We start from the raw sequence: 22,270 nt of genomic DNA on the forward strand, positions 1-22,270 counted from the left end.
CGATGCGGTTCATGAAAGGTGATTCAGGTTGCATGTCACAGAGTATGGCGCACCTCACACCAAGTCAAGGGCGGGCCCGCCACCTGCTGCCCACAGGTCGCGCACACAGAGAAGCGGCCGCGCGGCACCCTGCCCGGGTACCGCGCGGCCGCTTCCGGCTCCGCCTCCAGCCGACTCAGCCGACGCCGACCATGCCGGCGCACTCCCACTGGCTCCAGCCGTAGCGCTCCTGCAGCATCTTCGCGCGCATGAACTGCTCCTGGGGGCTCGCGTCGGCGGGGTTGCCGCTGCCGCCCACGCCCTCCCAGGTGGGGATCCCGAACTGGAAGAGCCCGAAGTACTTGTTGTTCTGCCGGTTCACGGCCTTCGGGTTGAACTCCGATTCGCACTGCACGATCTTGTACCAGGGGCTGCCGGGGCCGCCGACCATGGCCTTGATGTCCTCGGTCGACATCGTCGTCCCGTCGTCAGCCGGCACCTCGTAGCTGTCCGGGTCCTCCGGGTCGCCCGTGCCGATCAGCACGACCTTCTCCACCGGCTCCTCGATGACCTCTTCGGACAATTCGACGCGGGTGATCTCCTCACCGTCGATCTCACCGACCTCGTAGACGACCTTCCGCGTGCCGTCCCGGCCCTTCTCCTCGACCTTCTTCTTCCCCTCGAGCAGCTTGTCCGTCTTCTTCTCCTCGACGGGCGCCTCGATGGTCTCCTCGACCTCTTCCGTCGTGGTCTCCGTGCGCATGACGCCGATGCTCTGGCCCGTCACCACGGGCGCGCTCAGGGGCGCCGTGACGAAGTCCGTGTCCGCCACGTCGACGCCCGCATGGGTGAGGACCTCCCCGACCGATGCCGCGGTCGCCTCCACGGGGATCGTCTCGCCGTCCGCACGGACGGTGACGGTCTTGGGCGTGACGACGGACAGGCCGGTGGCCGCCTCCAGGTCGAGCGGCGCGTCGAGGTCCTTCGAGACCTCCGCGCCGGTCGGGTCGACCCCCAGCTCCGCGAGCGCCTGGCCGACGGTCTGGGCTGTGGTGGTCTCCGTCGATTCGTGGCCGTCGAGTGACAGTTCGACGTCCTTCGCCGTGTTCACGACGATGTCCATGCCGCGGGACAGGTCCGCACCGACGCCGGGCTGCACCAGATCGCCGTCGCGGACCTCGAGGCCCTCTGCCGCGAGTGCGTCCGCCACGGTGTCGCCGAACGTGCGGGCCTGCACGGTCTCGCCGTCGACGGTGAGGTCGACGGGGGTGCTGAGGCCCACGAACGCGCCGGTGCCGGCGACCAGAGCGGAGATCACGACTGCCTGGCCGACGATCTGCACTGTCCGCGCCCGAGGCCGCGTGGACTCCGCGCCCGCAGTCGCAGTCGCGGTGCTCGCCGTCACCCCCGCCGAGGCCGGCTCCGGGATCGCAGTCGCGACCGGGTCCGGTCCCCCGGCCTGTGCCGCGCGTCCCCCGCCCTGGGCGGCACGCTCGCGTGCGAGCGCCTCGCGCCGGGTCAGCGGTGGCCCACTCGGTGGTGCCGCGACCACCGGCTCCGCAACCGCCGGAGCGGCGGTGGCTGTGCCACCGCCGCTCGTGGGCTGTACGTCATGTTCCGCGCCGGACGCGGAGTGTGCTTCCCTCATGCTCAGGCGCAGGCCCACTGACCCCAGCCGGCCTGAGCCTGCAGGATCTTCGCGCGCTTGAACTGCTCACGCGGGTGGGCGTCTGCCGGGTTGCCCGATCCGCCGACCGAGTTCCACGTCGCCTGCTTGAACTGGAACAGTCCGAAGTGTGCGTTGTTCTGCTGGTTGACGGCCTTCGGGTTGAAGTTCGACTCGCACTTGACGACCTGGTACCACTTGCTGCCGGGTCCGCCCAGCATCGCCTTGATCTCCGCGGTCGTCATCGGGCTGCGATCACCGGTGTCCGATTCGCCGGAGTCACCCGATTCGCCGGACTCCTCCGACTCACCGGAATCACCGGAATCGCCCGCATCACCGGAGTCGTCGGATCCCTCGTCGCTGTTGTCCTCCGGAGCCGGAGCCGGTTCGGGCTCCTTCGTGCCGATGAGCACGACTTCGTTCTTCGCCTCCGCGACGACCTCTTCGGACTTCTTCTCGCGCTTGACCTCTTCGCCGTTGACGGTGGTGACGGAGTAGACGATCTCGCGCTTTCCGTCCCTGCCCTCCGTCTCGACCTTCTTCTCACCGCGGGGCAGGGAGGAGTCGTTCTTCTCCGTGACCTTCTTCGCGATGGTCTCCGTCTCCGTCTTCTCGTCCGTGGCAGTGCGGAGGACTTCGACGACGCTGCCGTCGGAGACGGGAGCGGACAGTGGGGTGGAGACCGTGTCCTGCTCGCCCAGCTCGATGTTCGCCTCGTCGAGCACGTCCTGCGCGGTGGCGGCCGTGACGTCGACGGGGGTGCGGTCGCCGTCTGCGACGACCGTGACGGTCTTGGGCGTGACGACGCTGAACTCGGAGTTCTCACCGTCGGCCAGGGTCGCGTCGAGATCCTCGGAGACCTCTGCGCCCTCCGGATCGACGCCGAGGTCCGCGAGCGCCTCTGCGATCGTGTTGCCGGTCGTCGATTCCTGTGTGGTCACACCGTCGAGCGTGAGGTCGATGTCCTTGGAGGTGTTCACGATGATGTTCATCCCGCGCGTGACGTCCGCGTCCGCGCCGGGCTGCACCTGATCCTCCTTCGCGACGTCGACGTCGTTCGACTCGAGGACGTCGGAGACGGAGTCCGAGAAGGTGCGGACCTGCTGGGTCTCACCATCCACGGTGAGATCGACCTGCTTGTTGAGGCCGACGAATGCGGCGGTGCCGCCTACCAGTGCCGTGATGACGACGGTCTGGCCGGCGATCTGCACCTTCCGGTTGCGCAGAGCAGAGAACACGGTGTTCCAATCAAATCGAGAATGCGACGACTGCATGAGTGTAACCGGTTCGTTATCTAAGTGGCAATCCCCGTTACATTCCCGTCTCACAGATCACACACGACCGCCTGCAGGCCCGTCAGATCACGGATTCCGTGGCTCGTTCACAGCCGCCTGACACCGCAGCCGCAGGTCACAGCTCCCAGCGGCCGAACACGTTCTCCGCGTTGGCCACGACGGTCTCGCACAGCTGCGCGAGGTCCTCCCCGCGGACCTCCGCGAGGAGTCGCGCCGTGACCGCAGTGAGATACGGCCCGCCGGGCCGGCCGCGATGGGGGTGCGGCGTGAGGAACGGCGCATCGGTCTCCGTGAGCAGCAGCTCCCGCGGCACCCGCTGAGCCGCTTCCCGCAGACCCGTGGCGTTCTTGAAGGTCACGTTCCCCGCGAAGGACATGAAGTAGCCGCGCGATGCGCAGATCTCCGCCATCGCGGCGTCTCCGCTGAAGCAGTGGAACACGGTCCGCTCCGGCGCCCCGACCTCGCGCAGGACGCGCAGGACGTCGTCGTGCGCCTCGCGGTCGTGGATCTCCAGGGCCAGGTCGAGCCGCTTCGCGATCTCGATGTGCGCGCGGAACGACTCCTCCTGGAAGCGGCGGGCATTCTCCTCGGGCACGGGCACGCCGTTGACCTCGGCCTGCTCGATGCGGAACCAGTCAAGGCCCGTCTCCCCCACGACGCGCATGCGGTCGCGGCGGCACAGCTCCTCGATCTCCGCAAGCGATTCGTCCAGCACTCCCGCGGCACCCAGCCGCGGCGCCTCGTTCGGGTGGATCGCGGCTCCGCCCAGCATCCAGTCGCGCCCGGCAGCGGCCTCGGCGGCCACCAGGTCCGCGGTCCAGCGGGCCGCTCCCATCTCGCAGCCGATCTGCACGATCCGGGTCACGCCGGCGGCCAGCGCCGTCTCGTGGAAGAAGGAGACGTCGGGGAACGCCTCGTCGTCACCGGGCTCCAGCTGGGGCTTCGGCTCACCGGAGCGCAGAGGGCCGCGCGCCCCCGTGCAGATGTCGAGGTGCGTGTGGGTGTCGACGACCGGGTGCGGCAGCGGCTCCGGCACCGGCGGGTACTCCCCCGCCGCACGGGAACCGGACCGCTTGGGACCGGACCGCTTCGGGTCAGCCCCCGCCATCAGGCGTCCTCCGCGACGGGCTCCACGTGCTTGGGGAACACGGGTGAAGGTGCGGGCAGCTGCGTGCCCGCGGGAACCGGTGCGTCGAGGTCCGCGAATGTCCGTGCGTCGGCCGGGACACCCAGCATGTCGAGGATGCGGCCTGTGGATTCCGGCATGACGGGCTGGACCAGCAGGCTCACGATCCGGACCACCTCGAGCACGACGGCGAGCACCGCGGACATCCGCTCCGGGTCCGTCTTCTTGAGCTTCCACGGCTCCTGCGCGCTGATGTAGCGGTTCGCCGCGGAGAGCACCTTCCACGCCTCGCCCAGGTAGAGGTGGAGGTTCTGCAGGTGCACGTGCTCGCGCACCACCGGCAGGAGTCCGCGGGCGGCCGCCAGCAGCTCCTCGTCCTCCGCGGTCAGATCCGTCAGCGCGGGCATGGACCCGTCCAGGTTCTTCCCGACCATGGACAGGGAGCGCTGGGCGAGGTTGCCGTACTCGTTCGCCAGGTCCGTGTTCTTGCGCGTGATGATGCCGTCCGCGGAGTACGAGCCGTCCTGGCCGTAGGAGATCTCGCGCAGCACGAAGTAGCGCAGCGTGTCGAGGCCGAAGGACTCCACGAGGTCGTAGGGGTCCACGACGTTGCCCACGGACTTCGACATCTTCTCGCCCTTGTTGAAGAGGAAGCCGTGCGCGTGGACGCGCTTGGGCACCTCGATCCCGGCGCTCATGAGGAACGCGGGCCAGTAGACGGCGTGGAAGCGGGAGATGTCCTTGCCGATGATGTGGACGTCCGCGGGCCACAGGTCGCGGAACCGTTCGGAGTCGACGTCGGGAAAGCCCGCACCCGTGAGGTAGTTCGTGAGCGCGTCGACCCACACGTACATGACGTGGCGCTCGTCGCCGGGCACGGGGATGCCCCAGTCGAACGTGGTGCGGGAGATCGAGAGGTCCTTCAGCCCGGAGGCGACGAAGGAGGCGACCTCGTTGCGGCGCACGTCGGGGCCGACGAACTCCGGGTGCTCCCGGTAGAGGTCCAGCAGGCGGTCCTGGTAGGCGGACAGGCGGAAGAAGTACGACTCCTCCTCCGTCCACGTCACCGGTGTGCCGGTCGTGATGGAGCGGCGCTCGCCGTCGACCAGCTCCGTCTCGTCCTCCTGGTAGAACGCCTCATCGCGGACGGAGTACCAGCCGGAGTAGGCGTCGAGATAGATGTCGCCCGCGTCCTGCATGCGCGTCCAGATCGCCTGCGACGCCACCTTGTGGTCGTCGTCCGTCGTGCGGATGAAGCGGTCGTAGGAGGAGCCGAGGAAGTCCTGCAGCTGCTGGAAAGCGGCGGCGTTGCGATCCGCCAGCTCCCGCGGCGCGATGCCTTCCTTCTCCGCCGTCTGCTGCATCTTGAGACCGTGCTCGTCCGTGCCGGTCATGAAGTAGACGTCCTCACCGTCCAGCCGGTGGAAGCGCGCGAGCGTGTCCGCCGCGATGTACTCATATGCGTGGCCGATGTGAGGCGTGCCGTTGGGATACGCGATCGCGGTGGTGATGTAGAAGGTCATAGATCGCCAGTCTACGACTACTCCGCGTGGAGGTATGCCTCGTACACCTCGCGCGTCCGCAGCCCGTGGGCCGCGGCGACCCGGGCGGCCGCGTCCTTCGCCCGCACGCCGTCGGAGGTGAGGCGGGCGACCTCGCCGACGACGGCCTCGGGCCCGGGTGCCTCCTGGGCCGCCGCGGGCCCCAGCACGATGCAGATCTCTCCCCGCAGGCCGTCGGCCGCGGCCTGGGCGAGCTCGCCCAGCGTGCCGCGCAGCACCTCCTCGTGGAGCTTGGTGAGCTCGCGGGCGACGACGGCCGGGCGGTCCGCACCGCACGCGGCGACCATGTCCGCGAGCGCATCGCCCACCCGGTGCGGGCTCTCGTAGAAGACGAGGGTGCGGCGCTCGGGGGCGAGCTGCGCGAGCAGGCGCCTGCGCTCGCCCGGCTTGCGCGGCAGGAAGCCCTCGAAGGCCCAGCGGTCGCTGGGCAGTCCGGACACGGCCAGTGCCGTCACCGCCGCCGAGGCCCCGGGAACCGACGTCACGTCCAGTCCCCTCCCGGCGACCTCCTTCACGACCCGGTAACCGGGGTCGGACACCGCGGGCATGCCCGCGTCGCTCAGGAGGACGACGGTCCGACCGGCGGCGACGGCATCGGCGAGCTCGCGGGCGCGGTCGGCCTCGTTGTGGTCGTGGACGCTGCGCACCGTGGCGCTCGGGCTCAGCTCCAGGCGGTCGCAGAGGGCGCGGAAGCGGCGTGTGTCCTCTGCGGCGACGAGGTCCGCGGCCAGGATCGCCTCGCGCATGCGGGGGCTCGCGTCTCCCAGGTTGCCGATGGGGGTGCCGACGAGCACCAGCCGGCCGGTGCCCTCTGACTGCTCGACTGAGTGCTCGACGGCGCTCACCGTCGCCTCACGAAGCCGTTGTGAGGGCGACGCTGATGAGCAGGACGTAGAGGATGACCCCGATGATGACGAGCCCCATGAACGCGTAGCCGACGATCAGGCCGGAGAGCGCGAGGCCGGCTCCCTGTTCGCCGGTCCGCTTGATCTGGCTGCGGGCGACGTGGCCCAGGATGACGCCGACGATGCACGTGAAGCCGTAGGTGATGAGCCCGACCAGGGAGAACACGAGGGAGAGGATCGCCATCGTATTCGTCGGCCGCGAGTAGACGACCGGCCCCGGGTAGGCACCCGCGTAGGGGTCGACGGCCTGCGGGGCGCTGCCGTATGCCGCATACGGGTCAGACTGACCGTAGGTGCCTGGTTGCCCGTAGGAGACCGGCTGGCCGTACGACGCCGGTTGGCCGTACGAGGCGGGTTGGCTGTACGGGTCCGACTGGCCGAAGGGGTCTGACTGGCCGTAGGGGCCCGTTGTCGACGGGACGCTCGAGGACCCCGACCCGTAGGGGCTGCTCCCGTACCCGTAGTCCGCGGACGATCCGGACCCTGTCCCGTATCCGCCGTACTCGCCGTGACCGCTGCCGCTCATCGCTGCCTCCTGAAGAATCCGTCGCCATCACGCTACTCGGTGCTCTGTTCGCCGGACAACGAGAGGAGGTGACGGTCCCGTTACACTTGCGGCTGTGACCGCCACTCCGACCTCGCGCCGCCGGCCCGCGCTCTCATCAGCACCCGCGCGCTCGACCGCGCCGGCGCTGCGGCGGTTCCTCACGCCGACCGTCCTCGGGTGGCTGGTCCCCGCTCTCATCGCCGCCGTGGGCGGCATGATGCGCTTCTTCCGCCTGGGCCACCCGAACACCCTGATCTTCGACGAGACGTACTACGTCAAGGAGGGCTGGGCGCTCACGCAGTTCGGCCACGAGCGCGAATGGCCGGAGGAGCCCAACGCCTCGTTCGAGGCCGGCGACCCCTGGGTGGTGCTGGACAGCGGCGACTTCGTCGTCCACCCGCCCCTGGGCAAGTGGCTGATCGGGTGGGGCATCGAGCTCTTCGGGCAGGACGACAGCTTCAGCTGGAGGTTCGCGGCCGCGCTCATCGGCACCCTGTCGATCTTCGTCGTGGGCGTCATCGCGTGGCGGATGTTCGGCTCCGTGTGGCTGGGCGCCATCGCGTCGCTGCTGCTGGCGGTGGACGGCGAGCACCTCGTCCACTCGCGCACGTCGCTGCTGGACATCTTCCTCATGTTCTTCGTGCTCGTGGCGTTCGGACTGCTCGTCGAGGACCGCATCCGGACCCGACGGCGGATCGACCGGGCGCTTACGGCCGCGGGCCCGGGAGCGTCCCCGAATGCCCTGAGCAGAGCGATGGGTGCCCGCGCCGCGTGGTTCATGCCGTCCTCGTGGGGGCCGTCGCTGGGGATGCGTCCCTACCGGCTGGCCGCGGGGCTCGCGCTGGGCTGCGCGATGGGTGTGAAGTGGTCGGGTCTCTACGCGCTCGCCGTGTTCGGCCTGCTCACCGTCGCGTGGGACTGGGGCCACCGCCGGCGCATGGGTGTGCGCCACCCGTGGCGTGCGGCGCTGCTGAAGGATGCGTTCCCCGCCTTCATGTCCATGGTGCCGGTCGCGTTCGTCGTCTACGTCGCGACGTGGGCGGGCTGGATCCTGACCCGCGGCGGCTACTACCGCGACTGGGCGGAGGTGAACTCCGGGTGGTGGGACTTCCTGCCCGGGTGGATCCCCAGCCTGGCGACCTACCACCAGGCCGCCTACGACTTCCATGTGGGGCTGTCGTCCGAGCACACCTACATGTCTAATCCGTGGGGCTGGATCGTGCAGTGGAGGCCCACCAGCTTCTACTATCAGTCGGCGGGTCCCGGCGAGCACGGCTGCACGGTCGAGCAGTGCTCCGCCGCGATCACGTCCGTCGGCAACCCCGTCATCTGGGGTCTGGCTCCCGTGGCCGTCCTGGTACTGGTGTTCGCCTGGGTGATGCGACGCGACTGGCGAGCGGGTGCACTGCTCGCCACCCTCGTCGCCACCTGGGGCCCCTGGTTCATGTACCAGGAGCGGACGATCTTCACCTTCTACACGATCGTCATGGTCCCGTTCACCGTCCTGGCGCTCACCTACGCGCTGGGCCTGCTGTGGGGACGCAGGACCGCTGCCACCGCCGCCGAGGCCCCGACGGCACTGCGTACGCGTCGCCTGGCCGTGGGACTCGTCCTGGCGCTCGCCGTGCTGGCCTGCGCGTTCTTCTGGCCCGTGTGGACGGGCACGTACATCCCGCGCGAGGCGTGGGAGCTGCGCATGTGGAACGCCACCTGGGTGTGAGGGGGCTGTCGTGGATCAGCCCGAGGACCAGCACGTGGACCAGCTCCGCATCGACATCGTCCGCGGTCGGCTGAGCACCCACGGATTCGCGCAGCGCACCCGACCGCTCGACGACGGGACGGAGGTGCGCCTGGTGCCGCTCGAGCAGACGGGCTCGTCCACCGCGGAGCTCTACACCCACCTGCTGGCCACGACCACGCACCCCGTGGCGTTCCTCGAGGCGGTCGAACCGGTCGGGTCTGACGACTCCGCTGTCGCCCGCGTGCATCTCGACGCGAACGGCCGCGTCCTCGCGGGGCCTCGGCCCTCTCCGATGCTCACCGTGCACACGCCGTGGGAGGACCAGCCGCAGTCATTCCGCGTCGACGCCCGGATCCCCGTGTCCACCGTCCTGCTCGAACGCGCACTGCGGATCCGCGGCGCAGAGATCACGCGAACAGACCGGAACGTCCTCGTGGGTTCGGCCCCCGACGGCACTCCGCTCCTGGTGAAGGACGCCCGGTCGCATCTCAACGGAATGCCCGCGGTGCACGCGGCGGAGCGGAAGGACATCGCCCGCGCCCTGCTCTCTCGTACGGGTGTCGCCGTTCCGGCGGGCGTGTCCTTCGACCGCGCTGCTGATCCAGCTGAGGCCCTGGAGCTGCTCGAGCGGCTGGGGTCGCTGGTCGTCAAGCCGGTGGACGGGGACAAGGGCCGGGGCGTGACCGTCGGGGTGACCGACCCGGACGGTCTGCGGGAGGCGTGGGACCTCGCGCTGCACGAGACGCGCGCGGGCGTCCTCGTCGAGGAGGTCCGGACCGGTGAGGAGGTGCGGGTCCTCGTCATCGACGGGCGTGCCCGTGCCGCCGCCCAGCGCGTCCCGCCCCACGTGACGGGCGATGGCGAGCGCACGATCCGTGACCTGGTCAACGCGAAGAACAGCCGGCGGCAGGAGAGCTTCTTCCTGCGCGGGAAGCCCGTCTCGCTCACCCCGCACCGCCTGCGTCTGCTCGGGCAGTCGGGGCTCACTCCGCTGTCCGTCCCCGCGGAGGGCCAGCGGTGCGACCTCGACAGGACGGGGAACGTGCGCACCGGCGCGGAGCCGGTCGACGTGACAGAGTCGATCGCGCCGTCGTATCTGCGCATCGCCGAACGCGCGGTGGCGGCCGTCCCGGGGCTGCGGGTCGCCGGTGTCGATCTCATGGGAACCGACTTGGCGACTCCGGCGGCAGACGACGGCCACGTCGTGATCGAGCTCAACCCGAACCCGGGGCTCGGCATCCATGCGGGTGCTCAGGGCGGGGAATCCCTCGACGTCGCCGGTGCACTCGCCGCGGCGATCCTCGATGTCCGTCCTCCCGCGACGACGTCACCTCTCCCCCGCCCACGTGACAACGTCAGGTTCGACCGTGACTCGATCGGTGCGACGGCCAGCGAGTCCTCGAGCCACGCGCTTCTCGCGCGGGCCTTCGCCTCACGGGGGTTCACCATCGACCCGCTCGCTGACGACACATTCTTCGCCCAGCGCGGGAACCACGTCCACGGGGTCTGGGATGCCCTGACCGATCACAGCGCCCACGCGGCCGTGTTCGCACTGCAGAACCCGAACACCGTGAGCGAGCTGCTCGAACACGCTGGCGTCCCCCTCCTCGAAGGCCGCGCCTTCACCCGATTCGACCGGAGGACGGCACAGGAGCTCGCCGCACAGTGGGGGCACGTCGCGATCCACGGCGGCACGCACCGGCCCCTCGTGGTCGATGCCGCGTCGGAAGACGCCTTCACCGCGGCGTGGGAGGAGGCGGCCGGCCACGCGACCATGCCCGGCATGCGTGTGACACGTGCGGCAACAGCACCCTGTCTGCGCGTGCTCGTCGCCCACGGCACCGTCGTCGCGGTCCGCGAGGAGTCGCAGGGCGGGACCGTGACCGCCACGGAGGCGCCCGGGGTTGCTCAGTCCGCTGAGACCACGGAGACTTCACCGCTCCCCGACCCTGACGACGATCCGGCCGATCGACCCGAGCTCCGCACCGCTCGCGCGGCCGTCGCGGCGTTGCCGGGACTCGACATCGCGGAGGTCGTGGTCGCACCGGTCCTTGCAGCGCCCGCCGTCGTGCACATGCGGACGAACCCGGACCTCGCCGCATTCGGCGACGGCTCGACCCGAAGCACCGCGGACATCGCCGCGAGGATCGTGGCGCTCCACCTCGACGGCGCCCCTGGATGAGACGACCCTCACAGCGGACAGCCGATCAGCACGGCACTCCGAGACCGCTCCGCTGTGCAGCACCCCGGATGGGGTAGACAGAGACCATGCCGATCGACTTCTCCGCACACGCGAAGCGATGGACTCCTTCCGGTCCCGTCGATACCGCGACCGTCGACCTGACGTCCACAGGCAGCCGGCCGACGGACGCTGACCTCGTCCTCCGTGCTGACGGGTCAGCGACCGCACACAGCGGCGAGCAGTCCGACTCCCCTCTGCCTCCCGGAGTGTTCGAGATGACGGTGCCGTTCCACGACGGGACCGTTCGGACCGTCCTCATCGTGACGTCCTCGCGCGGATCCGACCCCGATGCGCCGCGTCCGGGCGGTGTCATCGCAGACATCACCCGGCTGCGTGCGGCGGACAGCAGGGCGCTCATCGTCGTCCTCCACTCGTTCCCCCGCGAGCTCAGCAGCCCGGGGAGCACTGCGCCACCATCCGCATCGACCCCCTTCGAGCGCCGCGCGATCAGCGCCGGCGCGAACATCCTGATCGGGGATCGCAGCGCCTCCGCTCTGCACATCGACGTCGTGCGCGGCAGCCTCGTGTTCAGCGGGACTCCCGATGCGGAGGGCGTCCCCGACGCCGCTGACGCCCCTCACCCGATCACCCTCGTGCTGCGCGCCGAGGGCTCGACGGTCAGCACGCGTGCCGCGGCATCCACCGCGGTGGCCGAGCGCCTCTACATGGACTTGCTCCGCACCACGGTGAGCGCCGATGCTCTGCTGCGCGCAGTGTCCGTCACGGATGACGGCTGCTTCCACGCGCACCTCGACGACCGGCATCGTGCCCCGTTCCACGCTGCCCACTCCGGCACCGGAACGACGATGACGCTCTGGGAGGAGGACCCTGCCGAACTCCGCTTCGATCGCAGCGTCCCCGCACGCATGTACATGTGGGAGCGCGAGCTGAAGCGACGCGGCGCCACTGTCGAGACCATCGGCACGCGCGTGCTCTTCGGTGAGGGGCAGGACGGCCAGAAGTACCTCGTGCACATCACGGACACCAGCCGCACCGGGGTGCCGGGGTCCGCCGCGTCGGGCAACAAGGAGATGTCGCGGGACCTGCTGCTGCGTGCGGGGATCAGGATCGCGGAGGGAGAGTTCTTCAGCGTCACGACACCTGTCGACGACGCTCTGCACATGCTCGAGAAGCACCCGGCGCTCGTCATCAAGCCCGTGGACGGACACGCCGGCCGCGGAGTCACCGTCGGCGTGACGACGATCGACGAGTTCCGCGCAGCCTGGACGATCGCGGCGGACACCACCCGATCCGGCCTCCTCGTCGAAGAGCAGTTCGTCGGCGAGGACGTGCGCATCACCGTGGTCGGCGGAGTGGCGCGCGCCGCCAACCGGAGAGTGCCCCCGGAGATCGTCGGAGACGGGACCAGCACGGTCCGAGACCTCCTCAACGCGAAGAACGACATCCGCTACGACAACCTCCACCTGCATTCGAAGCTCATCGCGATGACGCCGCACCGGTTGGACCGCCTCGAGCGTGCGGGTCTCACCCCGTTCTCGGTCCTGCCCGATGGCGTCACCCACGTCATCGACCACAAGGCGAATCTGGCGACCGGCGGTGAGCCTCTGGACATGACGGATACGATCCACCCGTCCTACCTGCGCATCGCCGAACGTGCGGCGTCCGCGTTCCCGGGCATGGGCTTCGCGGGGATCGACCTCCTCATCGCGGAACCGCGGAAGCCGGCGGAGGAGGACTCGTACATCGCGGTGGAGGTCAATTCGCTGCCGGATCTCGCGTCCCACGGGACATCAGCACCCGGCGGAACTCCTCGCAATGTCATCTCCGATGCGGCGGATCTGGTCCTCGCCCCGTCAGAGCCCGCGGGGAACATCCCGCGGCGGACTGCGCCGCAGCCCGTCCGCACGCCCACCTCGGCCACGCTGCTCGCCGCAGAGCTCAGCGCGCGCGGGTTCCAGATCGAATGGCTGGCAGACCGACTCTTCCTTGCGACCGGACACGGTCAGACGCAGGGGTTCCGCGGCGCGACGACTGATCGGACCTCCCAGGCCGCACGCCTCGCCCTCATCCGCCCCCTCCTGCGTCGGACGATTCTGCGCAGCGCGTCGCTGCCCCTGCCCGCCGGCCGCACCTTCGGGTCCAGAGAGCGCGACCGCGCGTGGAAGTATGCTGCGGAGATCGGCTCTGCGACGCTGCAGTTCGGCGGCGGTGCTCCTGTCGACATGCAGGGCATGGACCGAACGGCCTTCGACGCGGCCTGGACACGCAGCACCTCGGTCATCCGGTCCCACCGGGCGCTGATCGCGGCACGGCACCCGGGCGAGAGGTTCCACCTGCTCGTGGTCCACGGCAGGGTCCTGAGTGTCGTCCGCATCGAGGACGGCAGCTCCGGTGGCGGTGCGGCGAGACTGCACCGTTCGCACCGACGCCTGGCCGCAGACGCGGCGCGCGCATTCGCAGGCGCAGACATCGTCCGTGTATCGCTGATCATCACGGATCCGAAGATGCCGGCCACCGCCTCGTCGGTCGTCGTCGAGGACGTGAGTGTGAACCCGGACCTCGTCGCCTTCTCACAGGCACCGGGAGCGAGTGGAGACCTCATCCGGCGGGTCGTCGATCTGCACCTCGGAGCAGCGCGCCCAGCACCGGAACCCGCAGGCGTGTGGGGTGAGGATGCTGACCGCACGAGCACACGGGTCCTGTCCGCGGCCCGCAGCGCGAAGGGGCGAGTCGTCCGCCGACTGCGCAGGCTCGCCCCGGCCACACCGACGCACACCGTCGAGCGCGACGGTGTGGTCTTCGAGGTGGGCGATTCGTCTGCACGGGTCACGGGGCTCGCGGCCGAGGTCGCGGACCTCTCGATCCCCAGCCAGGTCGCGGGGAAGCCCGTCACCGCCATCGCCGCGGGAGGCCTCCGCGGAAGCGCGACTCTGCGCAGCGTCGTCGTCCCCACCTCCGTGACCACTCTGGGTGCGGACGCATTCGCCGGTTCGCCGAACCTGGAGCGCGTCGAACTGCCGCCGACCCTGCGCACGATCAACGCGCGCGCCTTCGAGGCGTGCTCATCACTCCACACCGTCGTCCTCCCCACCGATCTCCGACGGATCGCGCAGCGGGCGTTCGCGGACTGCACGGCTCTCTCCACCCTCATGTACTTCATGGCGACCGGTCCGAAGGCCCAGCGCGTCATCCGCCGGAAGCTCATCGAGCACTCGCTCCCCCAGACCACCGAGCACATCGGAGTCGGCGCCTTCCAGAACTGCTCGAGCCTCACGCACATCGCGATCCCCCACAAGGTGACGCGGATCCGAGAATCCGCCTTCGGGGGATGCCGCGGTCTCACGAGCATCTGGCTGCACTCCGCCCTCGAGCAGATCGACGCAGAGGCGTTCGCCGGCTGCCGATCACTGGAGAGCATCCACGTCCCGAACGATCTGACCTCGTTCACCGCAGACGCCTTCGATGACTCGACGGCGATCGGCTGCGCCGAAGGATCTGCGGCGCATGGTCGCGCAGTGGAACAGGGACTCTCCGTGGCTCCGTATCCGCCCACGGCCGCACCGATCACCAGCGCCCTCGGTGCAGTCGGCTCCGGGAGCATGCGCACGATCAGGGAGGTGCTGGACGACCCGGCGGCCGTCGAGCACCTGAAGCGGGTCTACGAGCTGCGCCCGGCGATGGCTGAGCAGGACCCCCGTGACGAGGACTGCCGCATCAGCGTGCAGCCGTCCCGGTTCCGCCGGGCGGGCGGGACGTACGAGTCGACGTCTGCTGAGAACGGGTCCGACGTCACTCTCACAATGGTCGGCGACCTCATGTCCGGAGCATTCCAGCAGCGCTCGGCCCTGCAGGACGGCGCATTCGACTTCTCCGAGAGCCTCCGGCATGTCCGCAGCATCTTCGGCGGCACCGATCTGGCACTGGCGAACCTGGAGACGATGGTCGCCCCGTCCTTCCCACTGGCGGCCGATCGCCTGTACGTGGATGGCCGACCCCACCTCAATGCGCCCTTCAGCTATCTCACGATGGTGCGCAACGCGGGGATCGACGCCGTACTGAGCGCGCAGAACCACATGTACGACACAGGGGCCAGAGGGGTCCTCGAGACTCTGGACGCGCTCAACGACGCTCAGCTCGTGCACGGCGGGATGTATGCGGGCCCGGACGAGCCCCGCCATCTTCTCTTCTCCATCAAGGGCATCACGATCGGCGTGGTCGCCTATCTGGACCCCGTACGGCAGAAGATGAAGAAGTCCAGCTTCACGCAGGAGGGCATCAGCGCGATGACCAGCCTGTTCTCGACCGCCCGTGTCCGTCGTGACATCGCAGACGCGCGAGCGGCGGGCGCCGAATTCGTGCTGGCCTACTGCCATTGGGGCGAGGAGTACACGGAGAGGGTCAGCCCGCGGCAGTCCCGCTTCGCCCAGATGGTCGCCGATGCCGGTGCGGACTACATCTTCGGTTCTCACTCGCACTGTCCGCAGCCGTATACGATCCTCACCGCGGAGAGCGGTCGGCGCGTCCCCGTCGTGTACTCCGGCGGCAACTTCGTGGCCTACATCAACAGGCACCACCCGATCACGTTGGACACCCTGATCTCGTCCCTGACGCTCACACGCGATGCGACCGGTGCCGTCGTCATGAAGGACGACGGGTACCTGCCGTGCCGGATCGTCGCCGACCGCGGCACCCGCGGACTCGTCTCCGTCGTGCCACTGGACGAGCTGGAGGACGGAGCGCTGGGCTATGACCCGGTCACGGCGGGGAAGGACCGCGCCCGGATCGCAGCGGTCATGGGACCCGACTACCGGCCTCTCCCCCGATCGGCTTTCCACTAGGCCCTGCGCGGAGGACCCTCACGGTGTCCACGTTGCGCGGAGCGCGACTACAGGACCGCGAAGCCCACGGAGACCGGCCCGTCCCACGGAACGGGGTCGTCGAGCACGACGCCCGCGGGCAGCCCGAAGGGCTCCCGCACGATCTCGACGAGTTCGTCCATGAAGCCCCTGCACGCGGCGGCGTCCTCCGCCGCCAGCATTACTGTCACCTGACCGTCCTTCGCACGCCGGAGGACGCCTGACACTCCGTGTGCCGCCGACCGCCAGAGCAGCTTCCGCCGTGTGAGCCTCCGGAGTATCGTCGTCGCCACCGGCGGCAGCGTCCATTCGAGCCGCGCGGGCAGCCCATGGCCGGGCAGCGGCATGAGCGTGACCGCTGAGGCCCTCCGTGCCAGCAGCGTCTGCTGCACCGTCTCCAACGACAGCGTCAGGGAATCGTCCGCCACCCGCCCGGAGCGTCGGCTGTCGGGGAAGAAGTGGTCGATCATCGCCCGGGGCACGTCCGGCCCCGTCCCGTGCGTCGGGTACATGTTGAGGGGGATGTGCGGCCGGGAGTTCATCTCGAGGATCGCGAACCCGCCCGTCCCGGCCGGGTCATGGATGAAGTCGATGCCCGCGATGTGGATGCCCGGCATGGCTGCGACGGCGTCCACTGCGGCCTGTGCCATCGCATCCGGCAGGCTGTCCGTCACGTCGACAGTGTCGCCGCCGAGCGAGGAGCTCGCGTTGCGTGCGAGCATGACCGTCCTGCCCGCGGCCGGCACGGATGTCCAGGTCAGGCCCTGCTCGTCCAGGAGCGCCGCGGTGTCGTCGTTCCTGGGGGTCGGCCCCGACGACAGGTACGGGTTCGCCTTCCGGTCGGCGGTCTTCCGCGACACGAGCTCGTCGACCGTGTGCACTGAGTCGCCGACGATATGGGCCGTCACCCTGTGGGTCGCGGCGACGACGCGGTCGCCCACGACGAGAACGCGATAGTCGTCGCCCTCGATGTGCTGTTCGACGATCACCGCCTGATCCGGATACGTCGCGACGAGATGCCGGTAGCGGCTGATGAAGTCGGGAACACTCCGGATGCCGGCGGACACCCCGTAGCCCATCGAGCCCGACGCCGGCTTGACGACGAGGGGCACGCCGATCGCGTCCGCGTGCGCCGCGAGCTGCGCATCCGTGAGATCCGTGTCGGTGATGAGCACCCCCCGCGGCACAGGTATTCCGCGCCCGCCGAGGATGCGCTTCGACTCCCACTTGCTGTCCAGCCGCGCGTGGTCCTCCGCAGCGGTGAGGGAGTCGGGACGCGAGCAGTCGAACGCGACGCGCCGCTCCCCGTCGGCGATCGTGAAGCAGTGGAGGTCCGCTCGCGTGTAGGTCACCTCGAGACCGCGGCGCCAGGCTTCGAGTGCGAGGCAGTAGCTCGACAGCCGGCCTCCCCCGAAGGCAGAGCGGACGATGTCCGAGGAGAAGGCCGTCGGCCAGGTCGCCTCTGCGAATGTCTGCTGCACGTCTGCCTCTCAGATGATCCGGCCGAAGACCGGGTAGACGACCTTCTTCTCGAGGTCGACCGATCCCGCCGCCTTGAACAGCACGACGTCCTCCGGTGAGATCTCCGAGTGGAGAGACGCCGCGAGCGCGTCGAAGTCGTCGTAGTGGTGCGTCGCGGTTCCCTGGGAGCGGAGACGCTCCGCGGCGAGCTTCATCCCGGGCCCGGAGCTGAGGACGAGATCGACCGGATACTGCGCGAGCATGTCGCCGGCGGCCCGATGATTCTCCTCGAACCTCTCGCCCTGCTCACCCATGTCTCCGAGCACTGCGACCCGCCTCCCGCCGTTCGCGATCGGGATCTCGCACAGGGTCTCGACCCCCGACTCCAGGGAGATGGGGTTCGAGTTGTAGGCGTCGACGAGCAGCGAGTAGCCGCCGACCTGGACCAGGTTCTGCCGCGTGGACGACGGGCGGTACCGGGAGATCCCCGCGATGATCGTCTGCGCGGGGATGCCCGCTTCCCGCCCCGCCGCGAAGACCCCGAGCACGTTGCTGACGTTGTGCATGCCCCGGCTGTTGACGACTGCGAAGTGCACGCCGTCCGGAGCGACGATCTCGAACTCGAGTGCGTCGCCGACCCGGCGGATGTCGCGGGCTCGGTAGTCGACATCGCGGTCCTGCAGGCTGTAGCGGACCGTGCGCACGTCCGGGGTCTGCGCCTGCAGGTGCGGGCTGTCATCATTCAGGATGAGCGTGCCGCCGGGGCGCATCCCGTCGATGATCTGCATCTTGCCCTCGACGATCGCCTCGAGTGAACCCATCTGCTCTAGGTGCGCCTCGCCGATGCTCGTGATGAGGCAGACGTCTGGACTGATGACGGTCGAGAGCATGCGTGCGGCCCCCAGCGAACCGCCGTGCACCTCCTGGATGTAGGCCTCGTCGTCCGCCGCGAGCTTCTGCACGACGAGCCCCGCGGTGCGCATCGTGTTGTAGTTGCCCTCGACGTTCAGGGTGCGGAAATGACGCTCGAAGACCTCTGCGAGCATCTCCTTCGTCGTCGTCTTCCCCGCCGTGCCGGTGACCGCGACCGTGAAGGGCGAGTACTGCTCCCGGATCGCCGCGGTCACATCGCACATGGCCGTCCACGGATCGTCCACCAGCAGTGTGGGGAGGTCATCGTGCGGTTCTTCGGACACCGTCATGAGGGCTCCGGCTTCGACCGCGGCCTCGATCGAGATCTCGTCGAAGTTGCGTCCGTGCGTCGCGCGCTTCGCGAGCACGGCGATGCAACCGGGTGCCAGATCGTCCGGGCGGACGACGATGCTGTGCACGGGTTCCTCCATTGCCTCGCCCAGCGTCTGACGGTCCGTCTCCGTGAAGCGGGCTCCGATCACCTCGGCCACCTGTGCGGGGCTCATCTGCGGCCGGTAGTGCGAATGGATCTTCACCCGACGCGAACGGTCGAGGCCGATGCCGTCGCCCAGACGCGCGGCCAGCTGCGACGGCCCGTCCCCGAACTCCTCCGCTGCGAAGTCGGGGTTGTAGTACTCATGCGCTGCGACGACGGGGCCCCGCGCACCGCGATACGCGTGGAACCGCTGCAGGGGGATGTAGGAGTCGTCGACGACCATGCCGCCGTCCTCGCCCGGCCGCACGGCGATCCGCAGCAGCGCCGATGCGGTCTCCGCACCGCTTCCGGATCCCGCCATGAGCGTGCCGAGCCCCGTGGCGATCGGGACCGTGCGGCCATCCGACGTCATGTGGGAGACGTACTTCGACACGACGTTCGGCAGCGTGCAGACGACGTAGTCGGCCCCGCACTCAGCCATGATCTTCGCCGCTTCGAGCCGATCCGTCCGACGCAGCTGCGTCCCGATCGCCCGGCAGTCGAGGTAGCTCAGGACGAACTGCGCACCGGCCGCGCGGGCGTCGCTGATCGTCTGACGGACCGCGTCCTCGTCGAGTACGTTGAGGAGCTCGGTGGCCCCTTCTGCCGTGACGACCTCCCGCACGCGGTAGGCGTTGACCGTGTGGGAGAGCACGGCGATGCGCACGCCGTTGACGTCGAAGACCGGGTTCCGCTCCCGGCCGAGGCCGCTGGGCACCACGCCGTGGTCGCGCACTGCCCGCTCCGTCGCGGACACGCCGCGCACTCCCCCGTCGAGGTTGTACGGGTTCGCGAGGGCGAGGCAGTCGAAGCCGGCGTACGCCAGCGCATCCACGTACTCGGATCGCGCGTTCACGTAGTGACGGCCGACGTACCGCTTGGGGAGCGTCGACATCGCCGGGAACATGTCCGCGACCATGGTGCCGAGGCTGCCGACTGCAAGGTCGGCCTCCTCCAGGACGGCTCGCACGTGCCGGAAGTGCGTGCGGAACTCGTACGCGTCCCCGGCGTGCGCGTTCCGCTCCAGGGACCGGTCATACGTGAGCGATCCTCCGCACATGATGACGGCCTCGCCGCGGGCCGCATCGCGGGTGCGCTTCCACACACCGTCCGCGTCATCGCGCACGAAGTCCGCGTCGTCCTGCGGCTGCTCGGCCTGTTGCACGGCGAAGGGCGGTTCGCGCAGGGAGTACGCCTCGACGAGCGCCGCATCCTCATCCGCTGCGGGCCCGGAGCCGTCCCGGGTGACTGCGGGTCCGCCGGTGCCCTGCAGTCGCGCGTACTGATGACCCATCGTCGCCTCGATCCGACGGATGTCCGCCTCTGCGTCGACCGGGCTGTAGTCGTACGCCCCGTCGAGCAGCTTCTCGAGCGGGACCACGCGGGAGTAGCCGCGGAACGAGCGGCTCGTGAGGATGCGGCACGGTGTGTACCCGTCGTCCGCGATGACGACGCGTCCCTCTGCGTCGCGTGTCAGAGTGAGGGAGGCGACGAACGTGTCATCTGTGATCGGCTTGCTCCGCGTGATGTCCGAGAGGAAGTTCCCTCCCGAGTACACGACCGGGACCCGTCGTCCGTCCTGCGACCTCATCACCGTGTAGGGCTGGGGGCAGTGGGAGTGCGAGCCGAAGACGTAGTCCGCGCCTGCGTCGACGACCATCTGGGCGTAGCCGGCCTGCTTCTGGGTGATCCGGTCCGTGTACTCCCGCCCCCAGTGGCAGTATGCGAGGACGAACTCCGCCCCCGCACGGCGCGCTGCGGCGATGTCGGCGCGGACCTTCTCCTCGGAGAAGTGGCTGGCGAACGTCGCGATCCCCTCGTCGGTGAAGTTCGCCTGCTTCATCTTCTGTCGAGCGGGATCGAGGTACGCGACGACCGCGATGCGCATCCCACGGATGTCGAAGAGGATATGGCGCGGCTCGTCGATATGGGCGTACATCCCACCGTGGATGAGTTCAGCGCTGTTGAGCGCGGCGAGCGTCTCGAGCACGCCCTTCGTGCCCGTGTCGAACATGTGGTTCTGCGCGTTCATGACGACGTCGAAGCCCGCATTGCGCACCGCGGAGAGGAAGGCCGGAGGCGCATTCAGATTGGGCCGGTCCTCGACGTAGCGGGACAGGTGCATGTACTCGTAGGACGGCGCGATCATCGCCTCGAGATTTCCGATCGACAGATCGGCCGGGGCGAGGAGCTCCTCGATGTCATCGAAGGCTCCCTCGAATCCATAGCGTCCCTCGCGCCGGGCCCAATGCTGCTGGAAGATGCCGCACATGAGGTCGCCGACCATCGAGATGGTCACGTCCCCCGCGCCGCGGTCCTCCGCAGGACGGTAGACCCCGCCGTCGCGCACGAAACGGCTCGACTCGACCGGCGGGGCGTCGGCCGACGCGTCATCGCGGACGATCTCATGAGTCGGGGGACGCACCTCGTATCGCTCAACGAAGTCCTCCATCGAGTCCGCAGACTCGAGGAGCTCCTCGACAGTGAGCCCCTGGTCACTGCCGAATACCGATGTGATCACCGTCGACGGTGTGGAGACGGGCTCGACGGCGAGGGCACGCTCTCGCGCGTACGTGAGCGCCGCAGACCCTTCGGCTCCGACCACGGTGGTCGCTGCGTCAATCACCGCGTCGCCGAATGTCTGCGTGTTCTCCGGGACCCGCAGCCGTGCGAGAGCACGGCAGCCCGCGAAGGCGCGGTCGCCGATCGTCGACACGTTCGAGTGCAGCCACACGGACTCCAGCGATGAGCACCCCTCGAACGACGAGGCGGGGATCTCGGTCACCTGGAACGGGACGACGATGCGCCGCAGCGAGGCGCATCCGCGGAACGCCTCGTCTCCCATGTGGACCAGGTTCGTCGGCAGTGCCTCCTCCACCATGGTCCGGTCCACAGCCAGGACGGTGCCGATGCCGCGCTTCACGTAGTGCGGCACGGTCTCCAGCGCGCTGCAGTCGGCGAACGCCCGTCGAGCGATGCGCGTGAGGTCCGCGGGCAGCCACACGGTCCGAAGCGACGTGCACCCCTCGAAGGCCTGCGCGTTGACGACCTGGAGATCGGAGGGGAGCTCGACCTCTGTGAGACCCGTGCAGCCGGCGAAGGCCTCGGCGCCCACTGTGATGATCGTTTCGGGCAGCGTCACCGCAGTCAGACCGGTGCGGTCCTTGAAGGCCCCCTTGCCGATGACGGTGACCGGGACGCCCTCGACGTCGCTGTGGACGGCGGACTCGGTGGCGTCCGGTCGCACACCCACTACCTTCATCCCGCTCGCTGTCGGGCGATAGGAGACCCCGTCGAGCTCGACCGTGCGGGTCATCGGGGCCCGCTCTTCAGCCGGCCTCGCGAGAGGCGCGGCCTGCGAGGCGTCCTGCCCCGACGAGACGTCGGCCCGTTCGGTGCGCTCCTCCTTCTGCATGGAGTCGGTGAATGCGCCCACTCCGCGCTTGACGGATCTGAGAGTGCTCGACACCGTCCGTGCGACCCTGTGTCCCGGTGTCCTCTTGTCGTCAGCCACGGCGGGCTCCTCTCGTCCTTGTCCGCAT

Annotated in this window: 11 protein-coding genes; 3 read left to right on the top strand and 8 right to left on the bottom strand. The window is 69.3% G+C overall.

What is annotated here, in order from left to right:
* Positions 1-175: 175 nt before the first annotated feature.
* The 6 genes from FM105_RS04430 to FM105_RS04455 all read right to left on the bottom strand — a co-directional run bounded on the left by FM105_RS04430 (position 176) and on the right by FM105_RS04455 (position 7,059).
* Positions 176-1,531, bottom strand: coding sequence for a resuscitation-promoting factor (locus tag FM105_RS04430; RefSeq protein ID WP_256970224.1), 1,356 nt, complete (start codon positions 1,529-1,531; stop codon positions 176-178).
* 98 nt (positions 1,532-1,629) lie between these two features.
* Positions 1,630-2,919: a resuscitation-promoting factor gene (locus tag FM105_RS04435; protein WP_256970225.1), complete on the bottom strand. Its 1,290-nt coding sequence runs from the start codon at positions 2,917-2,919 to the stop codon at positions 1,630-1,632.
* Positions 2,920-3,055: 136 nt separating this feature from the next.
* Complete coding sequence (locus tag FM105_RS04440) at positions 3,056-4,048, bottom strand: TatD family hydrolase (RefSeq protein ID WP_087005385.1); 993 nt, start codon at positions 4,046-4,048, stop codon at positions 3,056-3,058.
* A complete protein-coding gene (gene metG, locus FM105_RS04445; RefSeq protein WP_087005388.1) occupies positions 4,048-5,589 on the bottom strand; it encodes a methionine--tRNA ligase in 1,542 nt (513 codons plus the stop codon). Before metG ends, FM105_RS04440 begins: the two co-directional genes overlap by 1 nt.
* Positions 5,590-5,606: 17 nt before the next feature.
* Positions 5,607-6,473, bottom strand: a complete 867-nt coding sequence (gene rsmI, locus FM105_RS04450; protein WP_087005391.1) for a 16S rRNA (cytidine(1402)-2'-O)-methyltransferase — start codon at positions 6,471-6,473, stop codon at positions 5,607-5,609.
* A gap of 7 nt (positions 6,474-6,480) precedes the next feature.
* The gene (locus FM105_RS04455; protein ID WP_087005394.1) at positions 6,481-7,059 is read right to left on the bottom strand and encodes a DUF4190 domain-containing protein; all 579 of its coding nucleotides are present in this window, start codon (positions 7,057-7,059) and stop codon (positions 6,481-6,483) included.
* 94 nt (positions 7,060-7,153) lie between these two features.
* On the opposite strand from FM105_RS04455, the gene FM105_RS04460 reads away from it, so the two are divergent.
* The 3 genes from FM105_RS04460 (at position 7,154) to FM105_RS04470 (ending at position 15,862) form a co-directional block, all read left to right on the top strand.
* Positions 7,154-8,800, top strand: a complete 1,647-nt coding sequence (locus FM105_RS04460; protein WP_087005397.1) for a dolichyl-phosphate-mannose--protein mannosyltransferase — start codon at positions 7,154-7,156, stop codon at positions 8,798-8,800.
* Positions 8,801-8,810: 10 nt separating this feature from the next.
* Complete coding sequence (locus tag FM105_RS04465) at positions 8,811-11,003, top strand: hypothetical protein (RefSeq protein WP_087005400.1); 2,193 nt, start codon at positions 8,811-8,813, stop codon at positions 11,001-11,003.
* Between the two features lie 86 nt (positions 11,004-11,089).
* Positions 11,090-15,862: a CapA family protein gene (locus tag FM105_RS04470; RefSeq protein ID WP_087005403.1), complete on the top strand. Its 4,773-nt coding sequence runs from the start codon at positions 11,090-11,092 to the stop codon at positions 15,860-15,862.
* A 47-nt stretch (positions 15,863-15,909) separates the two neighbouring features.
* Here FM105_RS04470 and FM105_RS04475 read toward each other — a convergent pair whose 3' ends face one another.
* Both FM105_RS04475 and FM105_RS04480 read right to left on the bottom strand, forming a co-directional pair.
* Positions 15,910-17,361 (bottom strand): hypothetical protein, encoded by a 1,452-nt coding sequence (locus tag FM105_RS04475; protein ID WP_087005406.1) that lies wholly within the window; start codon positions 17,359-17,361, stop codon positions 15,910-15,912.
* Between the two features lie 9 nt (positions 17,362-17,370).
* On the bottom strand, positions 17,371-22,242 hold the full coding sequence (locus FM105_RS04480) for a CapA family protein (RefSeq protein ID WP_087005409.1): 4,872 nt from the start codon (positions 22,240-22,242) through the stop codon (positions 17,371-17,373).
* Positions 22,243-22,270: the final 28 nt, after the last annotated feature.

Source organism: Brevibacterium yomogidense (genome assembly GCF_900163715.1).
GTDB lineage: Bacteria > Actinomycetota > Actinomycetes > Actinomycetales > Brevibacteriaceae > Brevibacterium > Brevibacterium yomogidense_A.

Bases quoted from the DNA above. Each gene is read 5' to 3' on its own strand.
- FM105_RS04435 (WP_256970225.1), bottom strand. From the start codon at position 2,919: ATGCAGTCGTCGCATTCTCGATTTGATTGGAACACCGTGTTCTCTGCT.
- FM105_RS04440 (WP_087005385.1), bottom strand. From the start codon at position 4,048: ATGGCGGGGGCTGACCCGAAGCGGTCCGGTCCCAAGCGGTCCGGTTCC.
- metG (WP_087005388.1), bottom strand. From the start codon at position 5,589: ATGACCTTCTACATCACCACCGCGATCGCGTATCCCAACGGCACGCCT.
- FM105_RS04455 (WP_087005394.1), bottom strand. From the start codon at position 7,059: ATGAGCGGCAGCGGTCACGGCGAGTACGGCGGATACGGGACAGGGTCC.
- FM105_RS04470 (WP_087005403.1), top strand. From the start codon at position 11,090: ATGCCGATCGACTTCTCCGCACACGCGAAGCGATGGACTCCTTCCGGT.